The sequence below is a fragment of the Blastococcus saxobsidens genome (assembly GCF_002938435.1).
Lineage (GTDB): Bacteria > Actinomycetota > Actinomycetes > Mycobacteriales > Geodermatophilaceae > Blastococcus > Blastococcus saxobsidens.
Window position 1 is genome coordinate 167,931 of sequence record NZ_POQT01000003.1, and the last position, 24,991, is coordinate 192,921.

The following is a 24,991-nucleotide window of genomic DNA, read 5'->3' on the forward strand; positions in this document are numbered from 1 at the left end:
ACTCCTGCAGTGACCCCTGAGCGGAGGCGCGACTTCCGGAGCGGAGCCGGCCGGCCACTTTGCGATCGCGTGACAGAGCGGCCGTCGGGGTGACGTGCCCATCTGGATCGGGCACGACGGAAGTCGGCCTCGCTGCGCGCGGGCGCCACCGCTGCCGTCTGCGCCGAGGAGTTCCGTGCCATCCCGCCCCACCATCGACGGCCTGCCGCTGCCCGGCATCGAGCAGGCCACGGGGGCGGTGGCACCACGTCGTCGGCCGGGGGTCCTGGGGCGCCTGGCGCTGGCGGTCGTGCTGGCGGGTGCCCTGCTGGCCGCGCTCTTCGCGCCGGTCCTGGGCGGTGCCTCCTTCCTCACCCAGCAGGGTGCCGGCCTGCTGCGCCCGATGGCCGACGCCGACGTGCTCGACCGCACCCCGCCCGGCAACACCCGCATCCTCGCCGCCGACGGCTCGCTGATCGCCGAGCTCTACCGCCGCAACCGCACCGTGGTGCCCGGCGACGCGATCGCCCCGGTGATGAAGGACGCCCTCGTCGCGATCGAGGACAGCCGCTTCTTCTCCCACGAGGGCGTCGACGGCAAGGGACTGCTCCGGGCGCTCGTCCGCAACCTCTCCGCCGGTGAGGTGGTCGAGGGCGGTTCCACGCTCACCCAGCAGCTGGTCAAGCAGATCCGGCTCCAGTCGGCCGACGACCCCGACGCGCGGCAGGCGGCGACCGACCAGAGCGTCGGCCGCAAGCTCCGCGAGGCGCAGCTCGCCCTCGCGCTGGAGGAGCGCTACAGCAAGGACGAGATCCTCACCCGCTACCTCAACCGCGTGTACTTCGGCGCCGGTGCCTACGGCGTGGCCGCCGCCGCCGAGACGTACTTCGGCGTGACGCCCGACGCCCTCACCCTCGCCCAGGCCGCCACCCTCGCCGGGCTGGTGCAGAGCCCGACCCGGTACGACCCGTTCGTCGCCCCCGAGCGGGCCACCGAGCGGCGCGACGTCGTCCTCGCCCGGATGGCCGAGCTCGGCATGGCCGACCCGGCCGCCGTCGAGGAGGCACGTAGCGCCCCCGTCCTCCTCACCCCGGGGGAGGGACCGCCGCGCGGTTGCCGCGAGGCGCGCATCGGCGGCTTCTTCTGCGACTACGTGCTCGACCACCTCACCGGCACGCTCGGCCTCGACCGGGAGCAGCTGGAGACCGGCGGCTTCACCGTGGAGACGACGCTGGACCCGGTCGTGCAGCGAGCCGGCGACGCCGCCGTACTGCAGACCCTCGACCTGGGCGACCCGCGCGCCGGCATCTACACCGCCGTCGAGCCCGGCACCGGGCGGGTGCTGGCCATGTCGGTCAACCGGATCTTCGGTGTCGCCGAGGGCGACCCGGCGCGGACGACGGTGGACCTCAACGTCGTGGCCGGCCAGGGCGCGGGCTCCACCTACAAGGTGTTCACCGCCGCCGCGGCGCTCGAGCAGGGCATCGGGCTGGACCACCGGATCACGACGTCGGACCCCTACGTGTCCACGGTCTACCGCGACGGCGACGGCCCCTACGACGTCGAGAACGCCGGCCGCTACCCGCGCACGCTGGACATGGAGGAGGCGCTCTACAGGTCCTCCAACACCTACTTCCTGGCGCTGGAGGACCAGCTCGGCAGCGTCGAGGGGCCGGTGCGCATGGCCCAGCGGCTGGGGCTGCGGTCGCTGGACCCCGTCGCCGACCGGGTGAGCGCGGAGAACCGGGGCTCGTTCACCTTCGGCGCCGAGCGCACCAGCCCCCTGCACCTGGCCAACGCCTACGCCACGCTCGCCGCCGGCGGCACGCGGTGCGAGCCCTCGCCCGTCCACCGGGTCCTCGACCGCGACGGCGAGCCGCTGCTGGACGACGAGGGCCGCCCGCTGGGCGAGCCGCGGTGTGAGGCCGACGTGGTCGCGCCCGGCCTGGCGCACACCCTCTCGCAGGCGCTGCGCAAGGACGTCGAGCCCGGCTTCCCGGGGCAGACCGGCCGCCGCGCCCACGTGCCCGGGCACCAGATCGCCGGGAAGACCGGCACCACGCAGAACAACTACTCGGTCACCTTCGTCGGGTACACGCCCGAGCTGGCGGCCAGCGTGATGGTCTACGACCCGGTCCGCAACCAGGACGTCGGCGGCTTCGGCGGCGGCATGCCGGCCCAGATCTGGCACGACGCCATGCAGCCGGTGCTCGGCGCCCGGACCCCCGTGCCCTTCCCGCCGGCCGACCCGCAGTACGTGGCGGGCACCCTCGAGACGGTCCCCGCCGGCTGCGCCCGCCGGTCCGTCGACCGGTGCCGCACCCTGCTCGGCGCCCGCGACCTGGCCGCCTCCGTCGTGCCGGTCGACAGCGCGCTGGCACCCGGCGCGGTCGTGTCGGTGGACCCGGGGCCGGGCACGCTGGTGCAGACCGACCGCGCCGTGACGGTGTTCGTCAGCAACGGCGCTCGGTGGACGCCGCCGCGTCCCGAGCCCGAGCCCGAGCCCGAGCCGGCGCCCGCACCGGCCCCTGCATCCGCGCCGTCCCCGGAGCCGACGCCGGAACCGACCCCTGCGCCGTCCCCGGAACCGACGCCGGAACCGACCCCTGCGCCATCCCCGGAACCGACACCGGAACCGACCCCTGCGCCGACGCCGACGCGCACTCCTGAGCCGGCTCCGGAGCCGTCACCCAGTCCCGAGCCCACGCAGGAGCCGGAGCCCACGCAGGAGCCGGAGCCCACGCAGGAGCCGGAGCCCACGCAGGAGCCGGAGCCCACGCAGGAGCCGGAGCCCACGCAGGAGCCGGAGCCGACGCAGGAGCCGGAGCCCACACAGGAACCGGCACCCACCGCGGAGCCCGCACCGACGGCGGAACCCACGTCGAGCACGGCGGAGTAGGTGTGGGGGCGGGGGGCCGGTTCTGACGGTCTGGCCGCGTTGGTCGGTCTACCCAGCGATGGGTAGCCACTCGGTCCCGGCTACCCCCGCCCGGGGCCTACTGTGACCCAGGCCACTCCGTGGCGTCAAGACGACGCCGGGGTGTCGCACGCGCGCCGATCGGCGAGTCGGCGGGACAGCCGACGAGCGGGCACACATGACATTTCCTATAAGATCGGCCCTCCCCGTGCCCCCGTGACCGCTGGAAAGGACGAGCCTGTGTTCTCGAACGTGCTCATCGCCCTCAAGGAAGACCTCGATCGGGAGCCACTCATCGAGCTCGCCAAGCGGGCGGCCGCTCCGGACGCGCGCCTGCACCTGCTGACCCTCATCAAGGTCGCGGCCAACGAGGACGGCGTCCGCCGGCTGAAGTCCGCCGAGCAGGCCCTGGAGGGCCGGGCCGACACCCTGCGCGCAGAGGGCTACGACGCGTCCTTCGAGGTCGGGATCGTCGTCGTGGCCGCAGCCATGGACATCGCGCGGATCGCCGAGGAGCGCGGAGTGGACCTCATGGTCATCGGCCTCGCGAAGCGCTCGCGCGTCGGCAAGGCGCTGGTCGGCAGTGACGCGCAGCGGGTCCTGCTGGGCGCGACCTGCCCGGTTCTGGTGACGCACCTCTACGAGCGGTGACGCCGTGACCCGGCCGCTGGGTCCCGGGGCCGTGAATCCGCGCGTCGCGCTGCGCGAGCTGCTCTCGCGCCCGGGCATCCGCCAGGTGCCGGGCGTGTACGACGGCATCACCGCCCGGCTGGCCGAGCAAGCCGGCTTTCCGGCGCTCTTCGTGACCGGCAACGGGCTCGCCGCGGCACTGCTCGGTGCTCCCGACGTCGGTCTGGTGACGATGACCGAGAGCCTCTCGGCCGCCCGGGGGGTGGCCGGTGCTGTCGAGGTGCCGGTCATCCACGACGCGGACACCGGCTACGGCGGCGCTCTGAACGTGGTCAGGACCGTCCGCGAGGCCGAGGCCGCCGGTCTGGCGGGCGTCACGCTCGAGGATCAGGTCACCCCGAAACGGTGCGGGATCCTCGACGCGCCGCCCGCTGTCGTCCCGCAGGAGGAGTTCCTCGCCAGGGTGCGGGCGGCCGTGTGGGCGCGCCGCGACGGCCTGGTGGTCATCGCCCGAACCGACGCGATGCGTGGTCTGGGCCTGGACGCGGCGATCGAGCGCTGTCGGCTGGCGGTGGACAGCGGTGCCGACGCGGTCATGGTCGTCGGGCTGGCGGAGCTGTCCCAGGTCCGCAGGGTCGCCACCGAGGTGGATGCACCGCTGGTCGTGCTGGTGCACGACTCCGGCGGGCTGTCCGACTGCTCACCCACCGACCTCGGGGCGGCCGGCGCCGCCCTCGCCGTCCATCCCGGCACGGTGCGCGCCGCGGTCGTGGCCGCGGCCGGACGGGCGCTGCGCGCGCTGCGCGCCGACGGGACCAGCGTCGCCGTCCGCGGCGATCTGGCCACCGCGGCGGAGTGGAACGAGGTGACGGCCGTGGCCGCACACCTGGAGATGGAGCGGCGCTTCCTGGACGCCGGTGGCCTCCCGGCCGACGTCACGGGAACAGGGCGGTGAAGCGCCAGTCCAGGACCGGGCGGGGTTCCTCGCCGGGGACGGACCGGGCCGTCACGCGGGACCGGAGGTCGACCGCCCGCCCGGCGGGCAGCTGACGCGTGCCCTCCACGTCGACGACGCTGGCGAGCGTGTCCCCCTCGCGCACCGGACCCAGGTGGTCGCAGTGCCGCCAGGACAGCACGGTGAGGATGTCGGGGAAGGCTCGGGTCACCTGGCTCAGTGCGACGCCGATGGTGTGGCCGCCGTAGACCAGCCGGCCCGAGGCGCTGGACGCGTCGTCGTGGTGCGCCCGGGCGACGTTCAGGGTCAGTCGGGCCAGCTCGGGGGCGCTGGAGACGACGTCGCCGCCGGTGACCGACCACGCCCGACCGGCCTCGAGGAGGGAGCCGGGCGCCGCGCCGTACAGGTCTCCGACCGCCGCGAGGTCCCAGCCCCACGCGCCCGGGTCGGCGGCGACGGCGTCGGTGCCGACCAGGGCCAGGTCGTCGGCGGCACCGGTGCGGACGCCCTGGTCGCGCAGCGGCAACATCGCGCAGCGCCAGTAGTCCAGGACGGGGCGCCCCTCCTGGTCGCTGGTGGTGATCCGCAGGGCGGCCAGGCCGGTCGCCGGCCGGCCCTCGCGGACGGTGTTCTGGCGCAGGGCCACCACCTCCGTGCGGCTGTAGAGGGTGTCGCCCAGGGAGGGCAGCCGCCGGAAGGCGAGCCCCCGGTAGAAGAGGTTGGCCACCACGTGGTGGGTGACCGACGTCGACTGGCCGATGGAGACGTCCCAGACCAGGGACGGCGCGGCCGGCGGCCGGTCCTGCCCGGTCACGCGGCGGCCGAACTCGTGGTCCAGCGCGATCCGCAGCCGGTCGCCCACGATCGACTGGTGGGTGGCGGCCAGCCCCTCGGTCAGCGTCAGGCCCGACGCATTGTGCAGGACCTGCCCGACGCGCAGCTCCTCGAACCAGGGGCCCTCCGCCGTCAACCGCTCGTCCACCGTGCTCACGCTCCGTCCTCCGCCGGATCTCCTGCTGACCGTGCCAGGACCCGGCGGGCCGCGGCGGCCACCGCCTCGTCCAGCATCTGCCCGTGCAGCTGCGCCGCCCCGGCGCCGGCGACGGCCGCTCGGGCCAGGGTGTCCAGCACCTCCCGCGCGGCGGCCACCTCGCTGCCGGAGGGGGTGAAGGCCGCCGTGATCGGCTCGAGCTGGGCAGGGTGGATCGCCCACTTGCCGTCGAAGCCGAGGTCCCGGGCCCGTCCGACGTCCCGGGCGAAGTGCTCGTCCACGCCGACGCCGAGGTGCGGTCCGTCGATGGCCTGGATGCCGGCCGCGCGGGCCGCCACCAGCAGCGCCTGCTGCGCCGGCAACCACAGGTCGAGCCGGTCCGGCGCGGGGGCGGTCATGCCCAGGGACGCGGCCAGGTCGGCGTAACCGAGGACGAGCGAGACCAGCCGGGGGCTCGACCGGGCGATCTCCTGCACCCGTTCCAGCCCCGCCGCCGTCTCGATCAGCGCCTGCACGGTCATGGGCACGACCGCCGCGCGGCCGGCCTCCGCGCCGGCGAGCAGCCGGTCGACGAAGGCCAGGTCGCCGGCGCTCTCCACCTTCGGCACGACGACGGTCGCCGGCGGGCGGGGGAGGACGGCCAGGGCGAGCAGGTCGGCGTGGCACCAGGGGGAGCCGGGCGCGTTCACGCGCACCGTCAGGATCGGCGCCCGGCGCGGCTCGAGGTCGTGCAGGGTGGCGACGAGCAGCTCGCGTGCGGCGTCCTTGTCGCCCACGGCGACGGCGTCCTCCAGGTCGAGGACGAGCTCGTCGGCCGCGCTCCCCAGTGCCTTGGCGACCTTGCGGGCGTCACCGGCGGGCACGGAGAGCACGCACCGGCGCCGGCCCGGCGGTGGAGGGACGGCGGATCCGGTCATCTGCGGCCTCCTCGAGAAGGGACGTGAACCTCGCACATCCGGGAGAGCGACTGATATTGTGTATTTTGTACCATCGTACGTGGCCGCTCAGCCACCGTGTGAATGGAGACCGCGTGACCACCCTCGCCGCACAGCTGGCGCAGTGGGCCGCCGGCCTGGCCCCCACGGACCAGGACCTCGAGCTCGCCGACCGCTCCCTGCTCGACACCCTCGCGGTCACCGTCGCGGCGACCGACGACCCCATCCGCCAGGTCGCCGCCGACCTGCCCGAGGCGGCGCGCTGGGCGACCCTCGGCCACGTCCTCGACTTCGACGACCTGCACATGGAGTCGACCACGCACATCAGCGTGGTCACCGTCCCCACGGTGCTGGCCGCGGGTGGTGGCGCTCGGGCCTACCTCGCGGCCGCCGGTGTCATGGCTCGGCTCGGCACGGCACTGGGCTGGCCGCACTACTCCAGCGGCTGGCACGCGACCTGCACCGCCGGAGCCCCGGCCGCGGCCGTCGGCGCGGCCGTCTCCCTCGGCCTGGACGCCGACGGCATCGCGCGTGCGATCGCCCTGGCCGTGCCCGGCGCCGGCGGCGTCCAGCGGGCCTTCGGCACCTCCGCGAAGTCCCTGCAGGTCGGTTTCGCGGCGGAGGCCGGCCTCCGTGCCGCGCGGCTGGCCGCCGCCGGCGCGACCGCCGACCTGACCGCCCTCGACCAGTGGCTGGCGCTGGTCGGGGGGGACCCCGCCCGTGCCGACCTGTCCGGGCCGGCCGTTCCGGGTGGCCTCGCCATCAAGGTCTACCCGTGCTGCTACGCCCTGCAGCGGCCGATCAGCGCCGTCCGGGACCTGCTCGACGGCGGCGTGCAGCCCGGCGACGTCGACCGCATCCGGTTGCGCACGCCGGCCGGCACCGTCCAGCCGCTCATCCACTCCCGGCCCGGTACCGGCCTGGAGGGCAAGTTCAGCCTCGAGTACTCGGTGGTCGCGGCCCTCCTGGACCGCTACCCCGGCTTCGCCAGCTTCACCGACGACGCCGTCCGCCGGCCGGAGGTCCGGGACCTGGTCGAGAAGGTCGACATCGAGCTGACCGAGGGCGGCGACTGGCTCCTGACCGGCACGCTCGACGTCGAGCTGGTGCTGCGGGACGGCAGCACGCGGACCACCGGCCTGGACCTGCCGCCCGGTTCGCCCGGCCGTCCGCCGTCGCCCGAGGAGATGGCGGCGAAGGTGCGGGACTGCGCGGGACCCGCGGCCGACGCCGTCCAGCAGGTGACGTGGGCCGACGCGGCCGACTTCCTGCGCACGACCGTGGACCGGGCACCGATGAGCCACGCGCCCGTGTCGGCGTCCGCGGCCTCGACCGAGGCCTCCTGATGGTGCGCCCCCTCGACGGCATCACCGTGGTCAGCATCGAGCAGGCGGTTGCGGCCCCCTTCGCCACCCGGCAGCTGGCCGACCTGGGCGCCCGGGTGATCAAGGTGGAGCGGCCCGGGGCCGGTGACTTCGCCCGCGGGTACGACGAGTCGATCCAGGGGCAGTCCAGCTACTTCGTGTGGCTCAACCGCTCCAAGGAATCGCTGACCTGCGATCTCAAGTCCCCGGACGGGGTCGCCGTCGTCGAGCGCCTGCTCGAGACCGCCGACGTGTTCGTCCAGAACCTCGCTCCCGGTGCCGCGGCGCGGCTGGGACTGGGCGCGCAGCAGCTGCGGGCGAAGTTCCCCCGGCTCATCGTCTGCGACGTCTCCGGCTACGGCAGCACCGGGCCGTGGTCGGGTCACAAGGCCTACGACCTGCTCATCCAGTGCGAGGCCGGGCTGGTGTCCCTGACCGGCACGCCGGAGCAGCCGGCGAAGGTGGGCATCTCCGTGGCCGACATCGCAGGGGGCATGTACGCCTACAGCGGTGTCCTCACCGCCTTGCTGCAGCGGGGGATCACCGGGGAGGGCTCCGTCGTCGAGGTCTCCCTCTTCGAGTCCCTCGCCGAGTGGATGGGCTCCCCCGCGTACTACACCGCCGGGTCCGGCCGGTCCCCGGCCCGGGTCGGTATGGAGCACGCCACGATCGCGCCCTACGGCCCCTTCACCGTCGGCGACGGGGCCGTCGTCCTGCTCGCCGTCCAGAACGAGCGCGAGTGGAAGTCGCTGTGCGAGCAGGTGCTCGGGGACCCCGCGCTGGCCACCGACGAGCGGTTCGTCCGCAACTCGGCCCGCGTGGCCAACCGCGAGGAGCTCAACGCGCTCATCACCGCGCGGCTCGGGCGGCTGGACGAGGCGCAGGCGGTCTCGCTGCTGCAGGACGCCGACGTCGCCCACGCCCGGGTCAACGACGTCCAGGGCATGCTCGACCACCCGGTGCTGTCGGGCCGCGGCCGCTGGCGCACCGTCGGGACCCCCGGTGGCCCCGTCCAGGCGCTCGTGCCGCCCGCGACGGTGAGTGGCGTGGAGCCGCGGATGGACCCGGTGCCCGCCGTCGGCGAGCACACCGACCAGCTCCTGGCCGAGCTGGGCTTCGACGCCGACGGCGTGGAGCGCCTCCGCCGGGTGCGTGCCGTATGAGGTCCCTCGTCGCCTCCAGTGCTCGACCAGTGCCCTACGAGAGGAGCTCCTCATGACCGAGCTGAACGAGGAAGAACAGGCCATCGTCGACACGGTGCGGGAGTTCGTCGACCGCGACGTCCGCCCCGCCGTCCGGGACCTCGAGCACGCCAACGAGTACCCCGAGAAGCTCATCGAGCAGATGAAGCAGCTGGGCATCTTCGGGCTGGCCATCCCCGAGCCCTACGGCGAGGTCGGTGTCTCGACCGTCTGCTACGCGCGGGTCACCGAGGAGCTCGCGCGCGGCTGGATGAGCCTGGCCGGAGCCATGGGCGGTCACACCGTGGTGGCCAAGCTGCTGCTGGCCTACGGCACGGAGGAGCAGAAGGAGCGCTACCTGCCGCGCATGGCCACCGGCGAGATCCGCGCGACGATGGCGCTCACCGAGCCCGGCGGCGGGTCGGACCTGCAGGCGATGCGCACCACGGCGGTCAAGGACGGCGATGACTACGTCGTGACCGGATCCAAGACGTGGATCACCAACGCCCGCCGCTCCCAGGTCGTGGCCCTGCTGTGCCGGACCGACCCCCAGGCCTCGCCGCCGCACCGCGGCATGAGCATCCTGCTGGCCGAGAAGGGCCCCGGCTTCGAGGTCTCCCGCGACCTGCCCAAGCTCGGCTACAAGGGCGTGGAGAGCTGCGAGCTGTCCTTCGACGGCTACCGGACGCCGCAGTCCTCGCTCCTGGGCGGGGTCGAGGGCCAGGGCTTCCCGCAGATGATGAAGGGGCTCGAGGTCGGCCGGATCCAGGTGGCGGCCCGGGCCAGTGGCGTGGCCAGTGCGGCACTGGCCGACGCGCTCAGGTACGCCCAGGAGCGCGAGTCCTTCGGCAAGCCCATCTGGCAGCACCAGTCGGTCGGCAACCTGCTCGCCGACATGGCCACCAAGGTCGCTGCCGCCCAGCAGCTGATCTACCACGCCGCGCGCCGCTACGACGGCGGGCAGCGCACCGACATGGAGGCGGGGATGGCCAAGCTGTTCGCCTCCGAGATCGCGGCCCAGGTCACCCTCGACGCCATCCGGGTGCACGGCGGCTACGGCTACTCCACCGAGTTCGACGTCGAGCGGTACTTCCGCGATGCGCCGCTGATGATCGTCGGCGAGGGCACCAACGAGATCCAGCGCAACGTCATCGCCGCGCAGCTGGTCAAGCGGGGCGGCCTGTGAGCCCGCGGGTGGAGCACGCACGCCCAGGGCCGCACCGGTCGGCCCGGGACGGCCGCCCGGGCGCGGCGGAGCGCCGGCCAGGTGCCCTCGTGGGTCCATGGCCGCACGCCCGCCGCTCATCCGGTGATCAGTACAGCTCCTCCGGGAGACCGATCCCGGTGAAGGCGGTCACGTCCAGCAACCGGGCGACCGGCACTCCCGCATTGTCGAGGAAGTCGCAGATCTGCCGGTGGTGGAAGGCCGCATGGAACCGCTGCAGTCGCACCAGTTCCGAGAAGGCGGTGTCGCCGCGGTTCGAGACGACGAACGGGTCGTCGACCTCGGGGAGCTCGCTGACCTCCAGGAGGAACGCCTGCCAGGTGCGCGAAGCCCGTTCCACGTACGTCCTGACCTGCTCCGTGGTGTGCAGGTAAGCCTCGACCTGGAGATCGGCTTCGCCGGTGTACCAGGCGAAGAAGTGCTCCCGGTAGGCCGCGGGCAGCAGGTCGATGGGCCGGCAGACGTTGACGGTCAGGTTGCGGGAGTCGCGTCCCCGGGACAGCGTCGGCTCGAGCAGCTGATCCCACTCGTAGTGCCCGACGAGGCGCACCCAGTCGTCCAGGACGGCCGCGATGTCCCAGGCCATCGGCAACCATGGCTCGGCGGCCGACCCGCTCTCGTCAGGCATCCCGAGGATGCCGCGCAGTTGAACCGGATGGATGATCGGCACGGGATCGCCGTCGACGAGGACCGACGGGATGATCGGCTTGCCGACCGCCTCGTGGCGTTGCTGGCCGGCACCGCCGTCGATCGCGTTGAGCAGCACGAGATCCGTGCCCTGGCTGCCGAGGAACTCCTCGACCGCGGGGCTCTGCAGGAACTGCTTCGCCGCCGCGCAGTGGGCCTAGCCGGGCCTCCAGAACAGCACCAGTTCGCGCATCTGCGCACCCTGCTCCCTCGACGTGTCCGGCGGTGGATTCCAGCCGGGCGTCCGACGGTAGCGCGGCACGCCCCGGTCGGCCTCCCGGTCACCGGGCCGGGGCGCCGATCCTGCGCACGTCCAGCGGTCGTCGTCCTCGATCCACCCGCGGCACCAGAGGTGGACCGAGCTGGGGAGGGGGGCCGGTGACCGGCACGCCCGCCACCGTCGTCGCCGAGGAGCTCAGCGCGGTCCCGCTGCCGGGGTCACTGACCGGTGGCCGCCTGGGCGCGGAGGTGCTCGGCCAGCAGGTCACCGGCGTGCACGATGTGCAGGCGCATCGCCTCGCGTGCCTTCTCCGAGTCGCCGGCCTCGAGCGCGTTCAGCACGTCGTCGTGGTCGTGCAGCGAGGCCTGGCTCCACCCCTCGATGGTGAGGAAGAACGGCTCGGGCACGTACCGGACGGCGACGCTGAGCATCCAGGCCAGCTTGGGCGCGTTCGCGTGCAGGTTGATCAGCCGGTGCACCTGCCGGTTGTGCGCCACGACGTCCTCGGGACGGCCGGTGGCCATGGCGTCGCTGAGCTTCGCCTGGTGGGCGCGCAGCGTGGCGATCCACTCCGGGTTCGTCGCCGCGGCCGCCCGGGCGGCCAGCTCGCCGGCGATCTCCGCCTGCACGAGGAACAGGTCGTGCACGTCGTCGGGCGACAGCGGGGCCACCATGAACCCGCGCCGCGGCTCGAAGGTCAGGAAGCCCTCGCCGCGCAGCGCCTGCAGTCCCTCGCGAACCGGCGTGGCACTCACGTCGAGCTCCTCGGCGATCCGGTCCAGCCGGACGAACTCACCGGCCTCGAGCTGCCCCGACATGATCAGCGACCGGACGTGAGCCGCGACCTCCTCGCTCAACGGCCGGCGCTCGGGCCGCTGCCGAGCGGAGGAGAAGGGGGTCGTCATGGGCACTCGTCTCTCTCCGGGGTGGCAGTCGGCGAGACGGACTTCCGAGAAATGGCCGACCGGAAGAGAAATATATCCTACTGGAAGCGCTCGATGGACAGGAGAATCCGTGATTTCCATGCGAACTGGTGAGACCTCGAGAAGAAGCTCCGGGGGTCTCCGCGCGCCGGCCGCGACCGGGGTCCGGCGATGACCGCGACGGTCGCCGGGCCCACCGCCGGGCTGGCCGCCGGGCTGGGGGCCGCCGCCCGGACCGGACTGCCCGACGACGTCCGCCGCGAGACGGTCCGGTCGCTGCTGAACGTCGTCGGCACCAGCGTGGGCGCCGCCGGAACCCCCGAGGTCGACCTGCTGGTCCGGCACGCCCAGGCGCACGGAGCCGCGGGCTCCTGCCCGGTCCCAGGGCGGCGGGAGACCCTGGAGGCCTCCCAGGCCGCGCTGGTCACGGGCTTCGCCGCCCACCTCGACGACTTCGACGACACCCACCTGGCCACGGTCGTCCACCCGGGTGCGGCCGTGCTCGCCGCCGCGCTGCCGTTCGTGGCGCAGGGCGAGGTCGCACCGCTGCGACTGCTCGACGCGCTCGCCCTGGGCATCGAGGCCCAGTTGCGGGTCGCGCTGGCGATGACGCCCTCCCACTACGACCAGGGCTGGCACGTCACCGGGACGGTCGGGCCGCTGGGTGCCGCCGTCACCGCCGGGCTGCTGCGCGGCCTCGACGACCAGCAGCTCACGCACGCGATCGCGATCGCGTCGAGCACCAGCCTGGGGCACCGGCAGGGCTTCGGGACCATGGTCAAGCCGTTCCACCCCGGCAAGGCGGCGGCGAACGGCCTGCTGGCCGCAGCGCTGGCCGGCCGTGGCTCGACCGGGGCGCCGGCGGCCCTGGAGGGCCCGCGCGGCTACTTCCGCGGCATGGCGCCCTCGGTCGACCTCGACCGCGTGACCGCCGGCCTGGGATCGACCTGGGACCTGCTGGACAACACCTACAAGCCCTATCCGTGCGGGATCGTCAGCCACCCTGCGATCGAGGCGGCGGAACGCCTCTCCGCGCGGCTCGCCGGCACCGCTCCGGTCGCGGTGCGCGTGCGGTGCCACCCGCTGGTGGTCGAGCTGACCGGCAACCCGGACCCGCGCACCGGTCTCGAGGCCCGCTTCAGCACCGTGCACGGTGTCGCGGTGGCCTTGGCCGACGGGCGCGCCGGCCTCGCGCAGTACGAGGACGGGCGGGTGGTGGCCGAGGACGTCACGGCCCTGCGCGGCCTGGTCACCCTGGTCCCGGACGACGCCGTCGCCCGGGACGAGGCGGTGGTGGAGGTCGAGACGGCGGACGGGCAGCTGGTGGAGCACGTGGAGCACGCGCGCGGCAGCCTGGCCAGGCCGCTCACCGACGCCGAGCTCGACGACAAGGTCGCCGTCCTGGTGGAACGGACCCTGCCGGGCCGGGGCGCCGATGTCGTCGCCGCCGTCCGGTCCCTGCCCGAGCGGTCCGACACGGCGTTCCTGATCCCTGCCCTCACCCCGGAGACGACATGACCACCACTGGTACGACCACTACCGCGCCGAGCAGGGTGCTGGCAGGGTGGGCCAGCACCCTGCGCTGGCAGGACCTGCCCGATGGCGCCCGCAGCGCCGCCCGGCGCACCCTCGCCAACGTCGTCGGCCTCGGCGTGGGTGCCGCCGACCACCCCGCCGTGGTCACGGCGATGGGCGCGCTGGGCGACCTGGGTGCCGCCGGCGACTGCTCGGTCCTGGGGCGCGCCGAGCGGTTCGGGATCACCTGGGCACCGCTGGTCAACGGGATCGCCATGCACGTCGAGGACTTCGACGACACCCACCTGCGGACGGTGCTCCACCCGGGCGCGCCGGTGGTCGCCGCGGCGCTGTCGGTCGCCGAGTCCACCGGGGCATCGGGGGCCGAGGTCCTGACCGCGGTCGCCGCTGGTGTGGAGGTGTCCTCCCGGGTGGGCAACGGCATCTGCCCAGGGCACTTCGACCTGGGCTGGCACGTCACCGGCACGATGGGGCACCTGGGCGCCGCGGTGGCTGCCGGGCGGTTGCTGGGGCTGGACCCCGAGGCCATGCACCACGCACTCGCGCTGGCCGCCACGCAGGCCGCCGGTCACACCCAGCAGCTGGGCACGATGACGAAGTCACTGCATCCGGGCAAGGCGGCGGCCGACGGCGTGGAGGCGGCGCTGCTGGCCGCGGCGGGCTTCACCGGTCCCGACGAGCCGATCGAGGGCCGGCGGGGACTCGCGGCCCTCATGGCGCCGGAGGTGGAGCTCGAGGAGATGCTGCGCGACCTGGGGTCGGTGTGGGAGCTGGAGGACAACGCGTTCAAGCCCTACGCCTGCGGCATCGTCAGCCACCCCGTCATCGACGCCGGCGTCGCGCTGCGCGAGCAGGGCGTCGACCCGGCGCAGATTGCCTCGGTGGAGGTCGTCGTCCGGCCGGTGGTGCTGCAGGTGATGGGGGTGGAGGAGCCACAGGACGGGCTGCAGAGCAAGTTCTCGGTCTACCACTGCTTCGCCGTCGGGCTGCTGGACGGCGCTGCGGGCCCAGCGCAGTACAGCGACGAGCGGGCGACCGACGCCGAGGTCGTGGCGCTGCGGCGCAAGGTCCGCGCGGTGACCGATCAGGACATGCCCAAGGACGCCTGCCGGGTCGAGGTCGTGCTCCAGGACGGGACCACCCTGAACGAGGTGGTCGACCACGCCACCGGGAGCGTGGAGCGCCCCATGAGCGACGAGCAGCTCCGGGCGAAGTTCGAGCTCGTCGTCCGCCCGGTGCTGGGGGAGCGGACCGGAGCGCTGTGGGAGGCCGCCTTCGGGCTGGCCGACCTGCCGTCGGTGGCGCCGCTGCTCGAGGCGTCCCGCCCGGCCTGAGCGACGGGCTGCCGACGACCGACCGACCGATCGGCCCGGGTCCCACCGGACACGGGCCGGTCCGTCGTCGGAAACCTGAGTCCGGCCTCAGGCCAGGGCCGGTGGTGGTGCCCGGAAGATGCGCAGCCACAGCGGCATGAGGATGTTCACCGCGATCTGGCGGGACATCTGCGCGATGACCACCAGGTGCAGATCGCTCGGGCTGGCGGCGGCGAGCACGATCATCTCCGGCGCCCCGCCCGGCGCGGTCATCAGCACGCAGGTGAGGAACGACCACGGGGTGAGCAGGGCCAGCGCCACGGCGACGAGCAGCGAGAGGACCATCGTCCCGCCCACGCCGGCCAGCCCGCCCAGCGCCGCCCGACGCTTCACCCGGGCGTCCTGGGCGAGGTACTCGCCGACGGTGATGCCGAGCAGCGCCTGACCGACGATCGAGTGCAGGTAGGGCACCTCGAGGGGGTCGGCGCCGCTCACCAGCGCGCGGTAGGCCAGCGCGGCGACCAGGCCGAACACCATCGGGCCCAGCAGCGAGGCGACCGGCACGTGCAGGCGGGTCGCGATCGCGGAGGCGACGAACGCGCCGCCGAGCAGCAGGATCCAGCTGCCGTAGCCCGCGCCGTCGGTGGGCAGCAGGCTCGGCACGTCACCGGGCTCGACCGTGGGAGCGCCGCCGATGAGCAGGATGACCGGGACGATCGAGACGACCACCGCGACGCGGGCGCCCTGCACCAGCGCCACCAGCGTGGGCGACCTGCCGCGGTCCGCGGCGACCGACGCCATGATGCCGATGCCGCCGGGCAGTGTCGCCAGGCCGGCGGTCAGCAGGTCCACGCCGCCCCAGCGGGCGTAGGCGCGGGCGACGACCACGGCGCCGATGAACGCGATGAGCACCGCGCCGAGCAGCAGGGCCAGGTAGGCGAGCTCCTCGCCCATCGACTGGGCGGCCAGGACCGGGCCCAGGCTCACCCCGACCAGCACCTGGCCGGTCTTGCGCGTGGCGGCGTTGGGAGCGTGGGCGAGCGCCGCCTTCCGGAAGAACGCGCTGACGATCCAGCCGGCCGCGAGCCCGCCGAGGACCCAGACGAACTCCTGCCGCACCAACAGGTACAGCCCGGTGCTGAGGACGGTGGTCAGCAGCAGTTCGGCGGGGAGGAGCCAGAAGCTCCGGGACCGCCCGCCCGCGGACGTCTTCCTCACGCGAGGACCGAGGCCCGGGCGCCTTGTGCTCCGGGGCCGCGAGCTCCTCGGCGCCACGCCGCAGAATAATCGCGCACTGTAATCGTAAGGTCACTCAGTGCCAAACCTGTGGTGTGCCAGGTAACGGACACGTCACTCCTAACGATGGAGGTTGACTTCTGGTGAACTGGACCACACAGTCGTATCACGTACTTCATGCACGATATCGAACCGCCCAGACCCTGGAGGCAGCATGACGACACGCTCCACACGCGCCCGCCGGTTGAGCATCCTGCTCGTCCCGATGTTCGCGGCGGTTGCCTGTGGCAACGCGGCGAGTTCCGGCGGTGGGGGCGGCGACGCCGAGGCCCCGCTCGCCGGCGAGCGGATCAGGTTCATCGTCCCCACGTCGGCCGGCGGTGGCTTCGACACCACGGCCCGCCAGCTGCAGCCATACCTGGAAGAGGCCCTCGACGCCACGATCGTCGTCGAGAACCTCGAGGGTGGTGGCTACGCCATCGGTACCCAGGCTGCCATCAACGCCGGCGGGGACTGCAAGACGATCCTGTTCCACGCCGTCCCGCACGTGACGTTCTCCTACCTGACGCAGAACGTCGACTACACGATCGACGACCTCGCGCCCCTGGCCGGCGTCAGCATCGAGCCGGGCATGTACCGCGTCCGCGACGACGCGCCCTGGGAGACGATGCAGGACCTGATCGACGACGCCAAGGCCCGTCCGAACGAGATCCGGCTCAGCGTCAGCGACCTGACCACCAGCAACTTCGTCGCGGTCAAGCAGCTGCAGGAGCTCACCGGCGCAGACTTCAACGTCGTCCCCTACGACGGCGGTGGCCCTGCCCGTACGGCGCTCGTCGCCGGCGAGGTCGACGTGACCGAGGCCGGTGTCTTCAACAGCCTCGCGATCGACGACGGCACCCGGGTGCTGGCCGTCAACCAGCCCGAGAACCAGTGGCCGGACGTCACCGACGACGCGCCGACCACCAGCGAGGCGCTGGGCATGGAGGTCCCCTCGGACGCCTCCAACTACGGCATGTTCGCCCCGGCCTCCTGCGAGGAGGAGAACCCCGAGGCCTACCAGGCCCTCGTGGACGGCGTGCAGACCGCCATGGAGAACCCGGAGTTCGTGTCGACGCTCGAGAAGCTCGGCGAGGCCGACAAGCTCTTCTACCTGAGCCCGGAGGAGTACGGCGACCTCGCCCAGGAGAGCGCCGACGAGATCAGCGGCATCCTGGAGGAGGACCCGGACGCCTTCGAGGTCGCGAACTGATCGCATCAGCTCGGCACTGAGCCGCTCGGCGGCTCGGACCCGTACAGCACTGGACTCCCCGCTCATCCGTGAGCGGGGAGTCCGCTGCTGTACGGGCGTGGCCCGCCGGTTCGGACGCCCGGCGAGCACCCCGCACGGAACGGGCCCCCCGGTGGCGCTGCCGCCGGGGGGCCCGTCCTGTCGTGCGGAGGTCGGCGGGTCAGCCGGCGGGGGTGGCCGCCGCGATCAGGTCGGCGACGGACGTCGCCCGGTCCACCTGCCACACGCGGGTGGCGAGCAGCTCGGCCCGCTCGCGCCCCAGGATCCCGTCGACGAGGTCGTGGAACTTCTCCTGGAGCTCCTCGTCGGAGATGCGGTTGCCCGGGGTGCCGGTGGCCGCGTCGACGCGGATCGTCAGCTCCCGGCCGTCGGTCAGGCGGGCCGTGGCGATCGCGGCCTCGTGCGGCACCTGGTCGGAGGGGACGACCGAGATGCGGGACATCAGGCTGCGGACGTCCGGCCGCACCACGTTGGCGTCGGTGAACTGCCGCTCGCGGGCGGTGCCCTCGATCAGGGCGATCGAGCAGGCGAACTGGACGCTGAACTTGCCCTCGAGGGCCGTCAGCGGGTTCGTCTTCCCGGTCAGCTCGGCGACCAGCGGGTGCACCTGCAGTTCGATCGACTCGACGTCCTCGGGCCGGACGCCGTGCTCGCTGCCGAGGCTGCGCACCGAGTCGATCGGCGGGTGCGTCACGACGCCGCAGGCGTAGGGCTTGATGCCGTTGCGGAAGATCTCCCACCGGTCGCCCAGCCCGGACGTCAGGTCCTCCGGGGTGGACCTCGTGGACATCACCGAGAACATGCCGCGGCGGCCCTCCAGCGAGTCGGGGGCGGCCACGTAGCCGCCCTCGGCCAGCAGCGCCGACAGCAGCCCCGCCTCGGCCGCGTGGCCGGCGTGGAAGGACTTCGTCATCGCGCCGAACTGCTCGCGGTGCCCGGCGGCCTGCGTGGCCGCCAGTCCGAGGGCGTGCGGCATGAGCGCGGGGGACAGGCCCAGCAGTCGGGCGCTGGCGGTGGCCGCGCCCAGGGTGCCGGTGGTGCCGGTCATGTGCCAGCCGATGTCGTAGTGCTCGGGGTACAGGGCGACGCTCACCCGGGCGCTCAGCTCGTAGCCGAGGGCGTGCGCGGCGAGCAGGTCGGCGCCGGTGCCTCCGCGCCACTCCGCGAGCGCCAGGCCGCTGGCGTACAGCGGGGTGGTCGGGTGCAGGATCGTCGGGATGTGCGTGTCGTCGAAGTCGAAGACGTGCGCCGAGATGCCGTTCACCAGGGCCGCGTCCGTGGCCCGCAGGCGGGCCGTGGTGCCGAGGACCGCCGCCTGCGGCTGACCCCCCATGGCCTGCATCGTCCGCGCGACGATCGTCGGTGCCTCCTCGTGGACGGCGCCGATCGCCGTGCCGAAGAAGTCCAGCAGGCACCGCTTGCTCTCGTGCAGCACATCGGCGGGCAGGTCCTCGGTCCGCGTCCGGGAGACGAAGGTCGCCAGCTCCCGGGTCGCCGCGGATACCCGCTCGTCCATCGTGTCCGGGTCCTGGGTGGTCGCTGGTTCCGGGGCCATGGTTCTCCTTGGGTTGGGTCGGGTCGGATCGGGTTGGCTGGGGGGATCAGTTGCCCTGGTCGTCGCGGGCCGTGCCGGCCACCGGGACGGTCGGCTCGATGCCCTCGGCGCCGACGACCTCCCGCCAGGCGTCGAAGCCGACCTGGAACGCCACGACACCGGCCTCCGGGAGGGAGATCTCGATCGCCTCGAGTATTTCCTGGGGGCTGAGACCCAGGTCGAGCGCGACCCGGATGTGGCTCTGGATGTGCTCCTTGGAAGCCCGCATGACCGTCAGGCTGACGATGAAGATCAGCTCCTTGACGGTGCGGTCCAGGGTGCGCTGTTCGAGGTAGGCGGCCTTGACCAGACCGTTGGCGGCGGTCAGCACCTCGAAGTCGTGCTTGGCCATCACCTTGTGGTAGTCGAGCACGTATCCCCGCGAGCGGACCATGTCGTCGACGTACTGCTGCTGCTGCTCGGGTGTGGCCATGGCTGGGCTCCTCGGTGATCGCGGGCGCCGCGGGCGCGGGCCCGTCGGCTGTGGGTGTGCCTCCTCGCGGCGGTCCGGGCCGCCGCCTCAGTCGCCCCTCGGGCCCGGTCGCACGCCCGCGCGCGCCGCCACGTAGGCGGCGATCTCGGTGTGGTCGGCCCCGGCCTCCCGGTCCTGCGCCGCAGCGATCCACTGCTCGAGGCAGCCGGCCGACAGCGGCGAGGGCGTGCCGGTGTCGTGGGCCAGGTCCAGGGCGGTGCGCAGGTCCTTGACCATCAGGCGCATGGCGAACCCGGAGTCGAAGGTGCCGGAGAGCACGAAGCGCGCCATCTTGACCTCGGTGGCGTGGTTGCGGCCCGTCGACCCGTTGAGAACGTCGAGCATGACGGCGGGGTCCAGTCCGAAGTTCGACCCGATCGCGAGGACCTCGGAGGCGGCGGCCAGGCCGACGGCCGAGAGCAGGTTGTTCAGCGCCTTCATCGCGTGGCCCGCCCCGGCGGGGCCGACGTGCACCGGCTCGCCGAGGGCGGAGAGCAGGGCGTGCACGCGGTCGACGTCGGCAGGTTCCCCGCCGGCCATGATCGCCAGCTCGCCGGTCCGTGCCCGTGCCACGCCGCCGGACACCGGGGCGTCGACGAGCGCGATGCCGCGGCTGCGGGCGCCGGCGGCGAGGGTGACCGTGCTCGCGGGGCGCGACGAGCCCATGTCCACGACCGTGCTGCCCCTCGCCATCACCGCGAGCAGCCCGTCCGGCCCGTCGAGCACGCTCTCGACCGCGGGGCTGTCGGGCAGCATCAGGACGACCGTGCCGGCCGACGCCGCGGCGTCCCGGAGGCCGGCGGCTGCGACGGCCGTGGCCTCGATCGTCCGGGCGAGGGAGACGGTGCGCTCCGGGTCGACGTCGTGCACCGCGAGGGAGTGGCCCGCGCCGGCCAGCAGCGTCGCCATGGGCGAACCCATGGCGCCCAGGCCGAGGAACAGGACATCGTGCTCGTGACCGTGGTCCACCCGGACTCTCCTGCCTGCTGCGGACGCCGAATGCGACGCGTTGCGCGTGCCTCGAGCATCTGTGTTCCAGATCGCACCTACCTGATGTACGGTACATGATCCATGAGGGAGGCTCGATGACTACTTCGTCCCGGTCGACCGGTGACGTGCGGCCCGGAATCGGCAGACGGCTCTGGCTGGTGTCGGTACCGTTGTTCGCTCTCGTCGTGGCAGGCGGGATCCTCGCGGTGTCGGGGGAGATCACCGGCCGCGAGGGCACTTATCCACGGGTGCTCGCCGGGATCATCATCGTGCTGGCGCTCATCTCGATGCGCAGCGACTACGTGATGGCCCGCCGCGACGAGCACGACGGGGCCGGCCCCATGGCCGTGCCCGGCGAGGAGCACGGTGCCCCGGCCGCGCCGCTGCACGAAGAGGGCGCCGAGGACTTCGAGGGCAGTCGGGGCGCGGGCGTCGCCTGGAAGCGCGTGCTGGCGCTGACCGCCGTCACCTTCCTGGCGATCTACCTGATGTCCTGGCTGGGCTTCTTCATCCCCGCCACCCTGCTCGTCGGCGGTGGCCTGATCGTGCTGGGTGTCCGCACCTGGTGGAAGGTCGCCACCTACACGGGCGGCCTCGTCGTGGGCGCCTACCTGTTGTTCGTGGAGGCGCTCGGCGTCCCCTTCCCGCCTGCCCCCTGGAGCTGACGTGCCGTTCGACGAAATCAGCGCCGGGCTGGACCTGCTCTTCCAGGCCGGTCCTCTCGCGTGGCTCCTCCTCGGGGTGACCCTCGGGTTCGTGGTGGGTGTCCTCCCCGGCCTGAGCACCTCGAACACCGCAGCGCTTCTGCTGCCGTTCTCCATCGGCCTGCCGCTGGAGTCCTCGCTGGTGCTGATCGTGAGCATCTACGCCGGTGCTGCCTTCGGCGGCGCGGTGCCGGCCATCCTGGTGAACGTGCCGGGTGAGACCGGGTCGGCCGTGACGGCCCTCGACGGCTACCCGATGGCCAAGCGCGGTGAGGGCGGCTACGCGATCGGCATCGCGCGCATGGCCTCGGTCCTCGGTGGCGTGATCAGCGGGATCGTCGTGCTGCTGGTCCTCGAGCCGCTGGGCGGGCTGGCGCTGAAGTTCGGCGCCCGCGAGATGTTCGTGGTCATCCTGCTGGGCTTCGTCGTCGCCTCCTCGATCATGGGCTCGAACGTGCGCAAGGGGATCCTGGCCGGCGTGCTGGGGCTGCTCCTGGCCACCGTCGGTGCCAGCCCGCTGACCGCGCAGAACCGCTTCACCTTCGACATCCTCGACCTCTACGAGGGCATCCCGTTCCTCCCGGCGCTCATCGGCGCCTTCGCGATCAGCGAGATGCTCCTGCTCGCCGGGTCGAAGGACCCGACGAAGCCGGGCGGGAAGATCGTCGGCCTCGGCGGCATCCGGCAGCAGCTCAGCGATGCGCTGCGCGGTGTCAAGACGACCCTCGCCCATCCCGTCGCGGTGCTCCGGGCGAGCAGCATCGGCATGTTCCTGGGCGTCATCCCCGGCGTCGGCACCTCGATCGCCAACTTCGTGTCCTACGGGCTGGCGAAGCGGCAGTCCAAGGAACCGGAGCAGTTCGGCAAGGGCGAGCCCAAGGGCGTCATCGCCTCGGAGGCCTGCGACAACGCGGTCACCAGCGCCACGCTCGTCCCGACGCTGACCCTCGGCATCCCGGGCAGCGCCACGATGGCCGTCGTCCTGGCCGCCTTCTACCTGCAGGGCATCGCGCCCGGGCCCCGGGTGCTGGTCACCAACAGCGCCGAGGTCTACGCGGTCGTGCTCGCCCTGCTCGTCGCCAGCCTCCTGATCCTGCCGCTGGGGATCCTGCTGGCCGCGCCGCTGACCCAGATCAGCCGGATGCCGATCTCCTTCCTGGTCCCGGGCGTGGTCTTCGTGTCGCTCGCCGGCGCGTTCGCCAGCCGGTCGTCGCTCTTCGACGTCGCGCTCACCGTGATCTTCGGCGTCGTCGCCTACATCATGCGACTGCACGGCTACCCCGTGATCCCGCTCATCCTGGGCCTGATCCTCGGTCCGCTGGCCGAGGAGTACCTGCTGCGCGGGCTGACGCTCGGCAACGACCAGATGAGCTACTTCTTCGACTCCGCCGTCGTCAACGTGCTCTGGTTCCTCCTGGCCGCGATGGTGGTCTACCTGGTGGTCTCCGGGCGCCGGGACGCGGTGCGCCGCCGGCGCCGCGCCGAAGGCTCCGGACCCGCCGGTCCGCAGCTCCTGGAGGAACCTGCGGACCGGCGCGTATCGACCGTGAGCACGACCGCGGGCCGTCCCGGGCCCGACGGCGTGACCGGTGAACGACCGGCGGACGGCGCATCGCCCCCGTCGCAGGCCCCTGACGACAGGAATGCACCATGACCGTTGCGCTGGTGACCGGTGCCACGAAGAACATCGGCTACGCGATCGCGTCCGCCCTGGCGGCACAGGGAATCACCGTCGCGCTCAACGGCCGCGACGAGGCCGTCGTCGGGGAGGCGGTCGAGCGGCTGTCCGCGACCGGGGCCACCGTGCTGCCCGCCGTCGGGGACATCGCCAGCGAGCAGGGCGTCGCCGCGCTGGTCGACGACCTGCTGGGACGGGTGCCCCAGGTCGACATCCTGGTCAACAACGCCGGGATCCGCGCCCACGGACCGCTCGTGGACACCGACCTGGCCGACTGGCAGGCCGTCCTGGACACGGTGCTCACCGGCGCCTTCCTCACCACGCGCGCCCTGCTGGGTGGGATGTGCGACCGCGGGTGGGGCCGGATCGTCAACATCGCCGGCGTGAGCGGCCAGAGCGGGGCGGCGAACCGACCGTCCGTGGTCGCCGCCAAGAGCGGCCTGATCGGCCTCACCAAGGCCACCGCCCACGAGGCCGCCGCTCGTGGCGTCACCGTGAACGCCGTCTCGCCGGGTCTCATCGACACCCAGCGCTCGGCCACGCGCGGCGACCACGCCGTCGCCGACGCCCACTACAAGCAGATGGCCGCGGCCGTCCCGCTGCAGCGCCAGGGGAAGCCCGAGGAGGTCGGCGCCCTGTGCGCGTTCCTCTGCTCGGACGCCGCCGGGTTCATCACCGGGCAGGTCTACGGCATCAACGGCGGCGTCTACATGTGACCGCCGCCTCCCCGCCCCATCCCGCTCCCAGCACTGCTCGAGGAGAAACCGTGCGTTCAGAGATCAGTCCGGAGACAGCCCGGCTGGCGGAGTTCGTCGCCGCGGCCCGGACCGCCGAGGTCCCGCCCGCCGTGGCCGAGAAGGCCGCCATGCACGTGATCGACACCCTTGCCGCCACGCTCTCGGGCTCGTGCCTGCCTCCCGGCGTGCGCGGAGCCGAGTACGTCCAGGACATCGGTGGTCGGCCGGTGGCCACCGTCCTCGGCGCCGGCGGGCTGCGTACCGACGTCGTGTCGGCGGCGCTCGCCAACGGGATGTCGGCACACGCCGACGAGACCGACGACTCCCACGCCGCCTCGATCAGCCACCCCGGTTGCGCGGTCGTCCCCGCCGCGCTCGCCGTGGCCGAGCAGCAGGGCAGCTCCGGGCAGGAGTTCCTGCGCGCCGTCATCGCCGGCTACGACGTGGGGCCGCGGGTGGTGCTCGCGATGGGCCACCCGCGTCTGGACACCGAGCGCAGCGGTCACAGCACCCACGCGCTGGTGGGCCTTTTCGGTGCCGCCGCCGCGGCCGCGGTCCTCTACGGGCTCGACGAGCGTGGTGTGCGGCACACGCTCTCCTACGCCGCCCAGAGCGGATCGGGGGTGACCAGCTGGGTCCGCGACGGCAACCACGTCGAGAAGGCGTTCGTCTTCGGGGGCATGCCGGCGTCCAACGGCGTCCGGGCCGCGGCCATGGTCGCCAGTGGCTGCGACGGTGTCGACGACGTCTTCGCCCAGCAGCCGAACTTCCTCGATGCGTTCTCCGACGACGTGCGCCGCGACCGCCTGGTCGACGGGCTGGGCGATCGGTACGAGGTCGTCCAGACCAACATCAAGAAGTTCGCCGTCGGGTCGCCGGCGCAGGCCGCCGTCCAGGCGATGCTGGACCTCGTCGGCGAGCACGACTTCGACCCCGGCACCGTCGAGGACATCGAGATCGTGTTGCCGCACGACCTGGCGCGGGTCGTCGACGGCCGGGACATGCCCGACATCAACTGCCAGTACCTGGTCATCGGGACGATGCTGGACAAGGCGTTCAGCTTCGCCATGGCGCACGACGACGAGCGGATGCGCTCGCCCCAGGTCGCCGGCCTGATGGCCAGGACCCGGCTGCGGCCGGACCCGGAGAAGGCCGGCGTCCGCACCGCCGAGGTGACGGTGCGCACGTCCGACGGCGGCGAGTTCTACCGCTACGTGCCGGCCGTCCGCGGCACGGTGGACGACCCGATGAGCCGTGAGGAAGTGCACGCCAAGGCGCTCGACCTCATCGCCCCGGTGATCGGGGAGGACTCCTCGACCGCCCTGCTGGGCAAGCTCTGGGCGCTCCAGGACCTCGGGGACGTCAAGGAGATCGTCGACCTGATGGGCTCGCAGGCCGGCGCCTGATCCGTCCACCACGGCGCGTGGACGACA

General features: G+C 73.1%; 21 protein-coding genes. 13 read left to right on the forward strand and 8 right to left on the reverse strand.

What is annotated here, in order from left to right:
- Nucleotides 1-175 precede the first annotated feature (175 nt).
- The 3 genes from C5507_RS03115 to C5507_RS03125 all read left to right on the forward strand — a co-directional run bounded on the left by C5507_RS03115 (nucleotide 176) and on the right by C5507_RS03125 (nucleotide 4,481).
- The gene (locus C5507_RS03115; RefSeq protein ID WP_242611289.1) at nucleotides 176-2,878 is read left to right on the forward strand and encodes a penicillin-binding protein; all 2,703 of its coding nucleotides are present in this window, start codon (nucleotides 176-178) and stop codon (nucleotides 2,876-2,878) included.
- Between the two features lie 258 nt (nucleotides 2,879-3,136).
- Nucleotides 3,137-3,547, forward strand: coding sequence for a universal stress protein (locus C5507_RS03120; RefSeq protein ID WP_158657487.1), 411 nt, complete (start codon nucleotides 3,137-3,139; stop codon nucleotides 3,545-3,547).
- Between the two features lie 31 nt (nucleotides 3,548-3,578).
- The gene (locus tag C5507_RS03125; RefSeq protein WP_158657488.1) at nucleotides 3,579-4,481 is read left to right on the forward strand and encodes an isocitrate lyase/PEP mutase family protein; all 903 of its coding nucleotides are present in this window, start codon (nucleotides 3,579-3,581) and stop codon (nucleotides 4,479-4,481) included.
- Here C5507_RS03125 and C5507_RS03130 read toward each other — a convergent pair.
- Complete coding sequence (locus tag C5507_RS03130) at nucleotides 4,462-5,472, reverse strand: MaoC family dehydratase (protein ID WP_207225897.1); 1,011 nt, start codon at nucleotides 5,470-5,472, stop codon at nucleotides 4,462-4,464. The genes C5507_RS03125 and C5507_RS03130 overlap by 20 nt on opposite strands.
- Entirely contained in the window at nucleotides 5,469-6,389 is a 921-nt protein-coding gene (locus C5507_RS03135; protein WP_104527068.1) for an HpcH/HpaI aldolase/citrate lyase family protein, read from the reverse strand. The genes C5507_RS03130 and C5507_RS03135 overlap by 4 nt, the downstream gene beginning before the upstream one ends.
- Before the next feature lie 113 nt (nucleotides 6,390-6,502).
- Here C5507_RS03135 and C5507_RS03140 point away from each other — a divergent pair, with 113 nt between their 5' ends.
- From C5507_RS03140 to C5507_RS03150, 3 genes are read left to right on the forward strand one after another with little or no spacing between them, the layout of a single operon-like run.
- A complete protein-coding gene (locus C5507_RS03140) occupies nucleotides 6,503-7,753 on the forward strand; it encodes an MmgE/PrpD family protein (protein ID WP_104527069.1) in 1,251 nt (416 codons plus the stop codon).
- Nucleotides 7,753-8,934: a CaiB/BaiF CoA transferase family protein gene (locus C5507_RS03145; protein ID WP_104527070.1), complete on the forward strand. Its 1,182-nt coding sequence runs from the start codon at nucleotides 7,753-7,755 to the stop codon at nucleotides 8,932-8,934. The genes C5507_RS03140 and C5507_RS03145 overlap by 1 nt, the downstream gene beginning before the upstream one ends.
- 52 nt (nucleotides 8,935-8,986) lie before the next feature.
- Nucleotides 8,987-10,138 carry an acyl-CoA dehydrogenase family protein gene (locus tag C5507_RS03150; protein WP_207225898.1) on the forward strand — a complete coding sequence of 384 codons (1,152 nt, stop codon included), beginning with the start codon at nucleotides 8,987-8,989 and terminating at the stop codon, nucleotides 10,136-10,138.
- 127 nt (nucleotides 10,139-10,265) lie between these two features.
- Here the strand turns inward: C5507_RS03150 and C5507_RS03155 are convergent, their stop codons facing one another.
- Nucleotides 10,266-10,943 carry a hypothetical protein gene (locus C5507_RS03155; RefSeq protein WP_104527071.1) on the reverse strand — a complete coding sequence of 226 codons (678 nt, stop codon included), beginning with the start codon at nucleotides 10,941-10,943 and terminating at the stop codon, nucleotides 10,266-10,268.
- Nucleotides 10,944-11,302: 359 nt separating this feature from the next.
- Entirely contained in the window at nucleotides 11,303-11,989 is a 687-nt protein-coding gene (locus C5507_RS03160; protein WP_104527072.1) for a GntR family transcriptional regulator, read from the reverse strand.
- A gap of 189 nt (nucleotides 11,990-12,178) precedes the next feature.
- Here C5507_RS03160 and C5507_RS03165 point away from each other — a divergent pair, with 189 nt between their 5' ends.
- Both C5507_RS03165 and C5507_RS03170 read left to right on the forward strand, forming a co-directional pair.
- Nucleotides 12,179-13,525, forward strand: coding sequence for an MmgE/PrpD family protein (locus C5507_RS03165; protein WP_104527073.1), 1,347 nt, complete (start codon nucleotides 12,179-12,181; stop codon nucleotides 13,523-13,525).
- Nucleotides 13,522-14,877: an MmgE/PrpD family protein gene (locus C5507_RS03170; RefSeq protein WP_104527074.1), complete on the forward strand. Its 1,356-nt coding sequence runs from the start codon at nucleotides 13,522-13,524 to the stop codon at nucleotides 14,875-14,877. Before C5507_RS03165 ends, C5507_RS03170 begins: the two co-directional genes overlap by 4 nt.
- Before the next feature lie 87 nt (nucleotides 14,878-14,964).
- Here C5507_RS03170 and C5507_RS03175 read toward each other — a convergent pair whose 3' ends face one another.
- On the reverse strand, nucleotides 14,965-16,074 hold the full coding sequence (locus tag C5507_RS03175) for an AbrB family transcriptional regulator (protein ID WP_158657489.1): 1,110 nt from the start codon (nucleotides 16,072-16,074) through the stop codon (nucleotides 14,965-14,967).
- A gap of 232 nt (nucleotides 16,075-16,306) precedes the next feature.
- Here C5507_RS03175 and C5507_RS03180 point away from each other — a divergent pair, with 232 nt between their 5' ends.
- Nucleotides 16,307-17,344, forward strand: coding sequence for a tripartite tricarboxylate transporter substrate binding protein (locus tag C5507_RS03180; RefSeq protein WP_104527076.1), 1,038 nt, complete (start codon nucleotides 16,307-16,309; stop codon nucleotides 17,342-17,344).
- 199 nt (nucleotides 17,345-17,543) lie between these two features.
- On the opposite strand, the gene C5507_RS03185 is transcribed toward C5507_RS03180, so the two are convergent.
- The 3 genes from C5507_RS03185 to C5507_RS03195 form a co-directional block, all read right to left on the reverse strand.
- Nucleotides 17,544-18,938, reverse strand: a complete 1,395-nt coding sequence (locus C5507_RS03185) for an MmgE/PrpD family protein (RefSeq protein ID WP_104527077.1) — start codon at nucleotides 18,936-18,938, stop codon at nucleotides 17,544-17,546.
- A 46-nt stretch (nucleotides 18,939-18,984) separates the two neighbouring features.
- Nucleotides 18,985-19,410 carry a carboxymuconolactone decarboxylase family protein gene (locus C5507_RS03190; RefSeq protein WP_104527078.1) on the reverse strand — a complete coding sequence of 142 codons (426 nt, stop codon included), beginning with the start codon at nucleotides 19,408-19,410 and terminating at the stop codon, nucleotides 18,985-18,987.
- Between the two features lie 87 nt (nucleotides 19,411-19,497).
- Complete coding sequence (locus C5507_RS03195; protein WP_207225899.1) at nucleotides 19,498-20,418, reverse strand: NAD(P)-dependent oxidoreductase; 921 nt, start codon at nucleotides 20,416-20,418, stop codon at nucleotides 19,498-19,500.
- Between the two features lie 206 nt (nucleotides 20,419-20,624).
- Here C5507_RS03195 and C5507_RS03200 point away from each other — a divergent pair, with 206 nt between their 5' ends.
- The 4 genes from C5507_RS03200 to C5507_RS03215 are packed head-to-tail and all read left to right on the forward strand — an operon-like array spanning nucleotide 20,625 to nucleotide 24,964.
- Nucleotides 20,625-21,104 (forward strand): tripartite tricarboxylate transporter TctB family protein, encoded by a 480-nt coding sequence (locus tag C5507_RS03200; RefSeq protein ID WP_158657490.1) that lies wholly within the window; start codon nucleotides 20,625-20,627, stop codon nucleotides 21,102-21,104.
- 1 nt (nucleotide 21,105) lies between these two features.
- Nucleotides 21,106-22,797, forward strand: a complete 1,692-nt coding sequence (locus C5507_RS03205) for a tripartite tricarboxylate transporter permease (RefSeq protein ID WP_158657491.1) — start codon at nucleotides 21,106-21,108, stop codon at nucleotides 22,795-22,797.
- On the forward strand, nucleotides 22,794-23,537 hold the full coding sequence (locus C5507_RS03210; protein ID WP_104527081.1) for an SDR family NAD(P)-dependent oxidoreductase: 744 nt from the start codon (nucleotides 22,794-22,796) through the stop codon (nucleotides 23,535-23,537). Before C5507_RS03205 ends, C5507_RS03210 begins: the two co-directional genes overlap by 4 nt.
- A 50-nt stretch (nucleotides 23,538-23,587) precedes the next feature.
- Nucleotides 23,588-24,964 (forward strand): MmgE/PrpD family protein, encoded by a 1,377-nt coding sequence (locus tag C5507_RS03215; RefSeq protein WP_158657492.1) that lies wholly within the window; start codon nucleotides 23,588-23,590, stop codon nucleotides 24,962-24,964.
- The last annotated feature ends 27 nt before the right edge of the window (nucleotides 24,965-24,991 follow it).

Excerpts from the sequence above, each read along its gene's own strand:
- C5507_RS03135 (WP_104527068.1), bottom strand. The coding sequence starts at position 6,389 with ATGACCGGATCCGCCGTCCCTCCACCGCCGGGCCGGCGCCGGTGCGTG.
- C5507_RS03160 (WP_104527072.1), bottom strand. The coding sequence starts at position 11,989 with ATGACGACCCCCTTCTCCTCCGCTCGGCAGCGGCCCGAGCGCCGGCCG.
- C5507_RS03210 (WP_104527081.1), top strand. The coding sequence starts at position 22,794 with ATGACCGTTGCGCTGGTGACCGGTGCCACGAAGAACATCGGCTACGCG.
- C5507_RS03170 (WP_104527074.1), top strand. The coding sequence starts at position 13,522 with ATGACCACCACTGGTACGACCACTACCGCGCCGAGCAGGGTGCTGGCA.
- C5507_RS03190 (WP_104527078.1), bottom strand. The coding sequence starts at position 19,410 with ATGGCCACACCCGAGCAGCAGCAGCAGTACGTCGACGACATGGTCCGC.
- C5507_RS03185 (WP_104527077.1), bottom strand. The coding sequence starts at position 18,938 with ATGGCCCCGGAACCAGCGACCACCCAGGACCCGGACACGATGGACGAG.
- C5507_RS03145 (WP_104527070.1), top strand. The coding sequence starts at position 7,753 with ATGGTGCGCCCCCTCGACGGCATCACCGTGGTCAGCATCGAGCAGGCG.
- C5507_RS03165 (WP_104527073.1), top strand. The coding sequence starts at position 12,179 with ATGACCGCGACGGTCGCCGGGCCCACCGCCGGGCTGGCCGCCGGGCTG.
- C5507_RS03180 (WP_104527076.1), top strand. The coding sequence starts at position 16,307 with ATGACGACACGCTCCACACGCGCCCGCCGGTTGAGCATCCTGCTCGTC.
- C5507_RS03150 (WP_207225898.1), top strand. The coding sequence starts at position 8,987 with ATGACCGAGCTGAACGAGGAAGAACAGGCCATCGTCGACACGGTGCGG.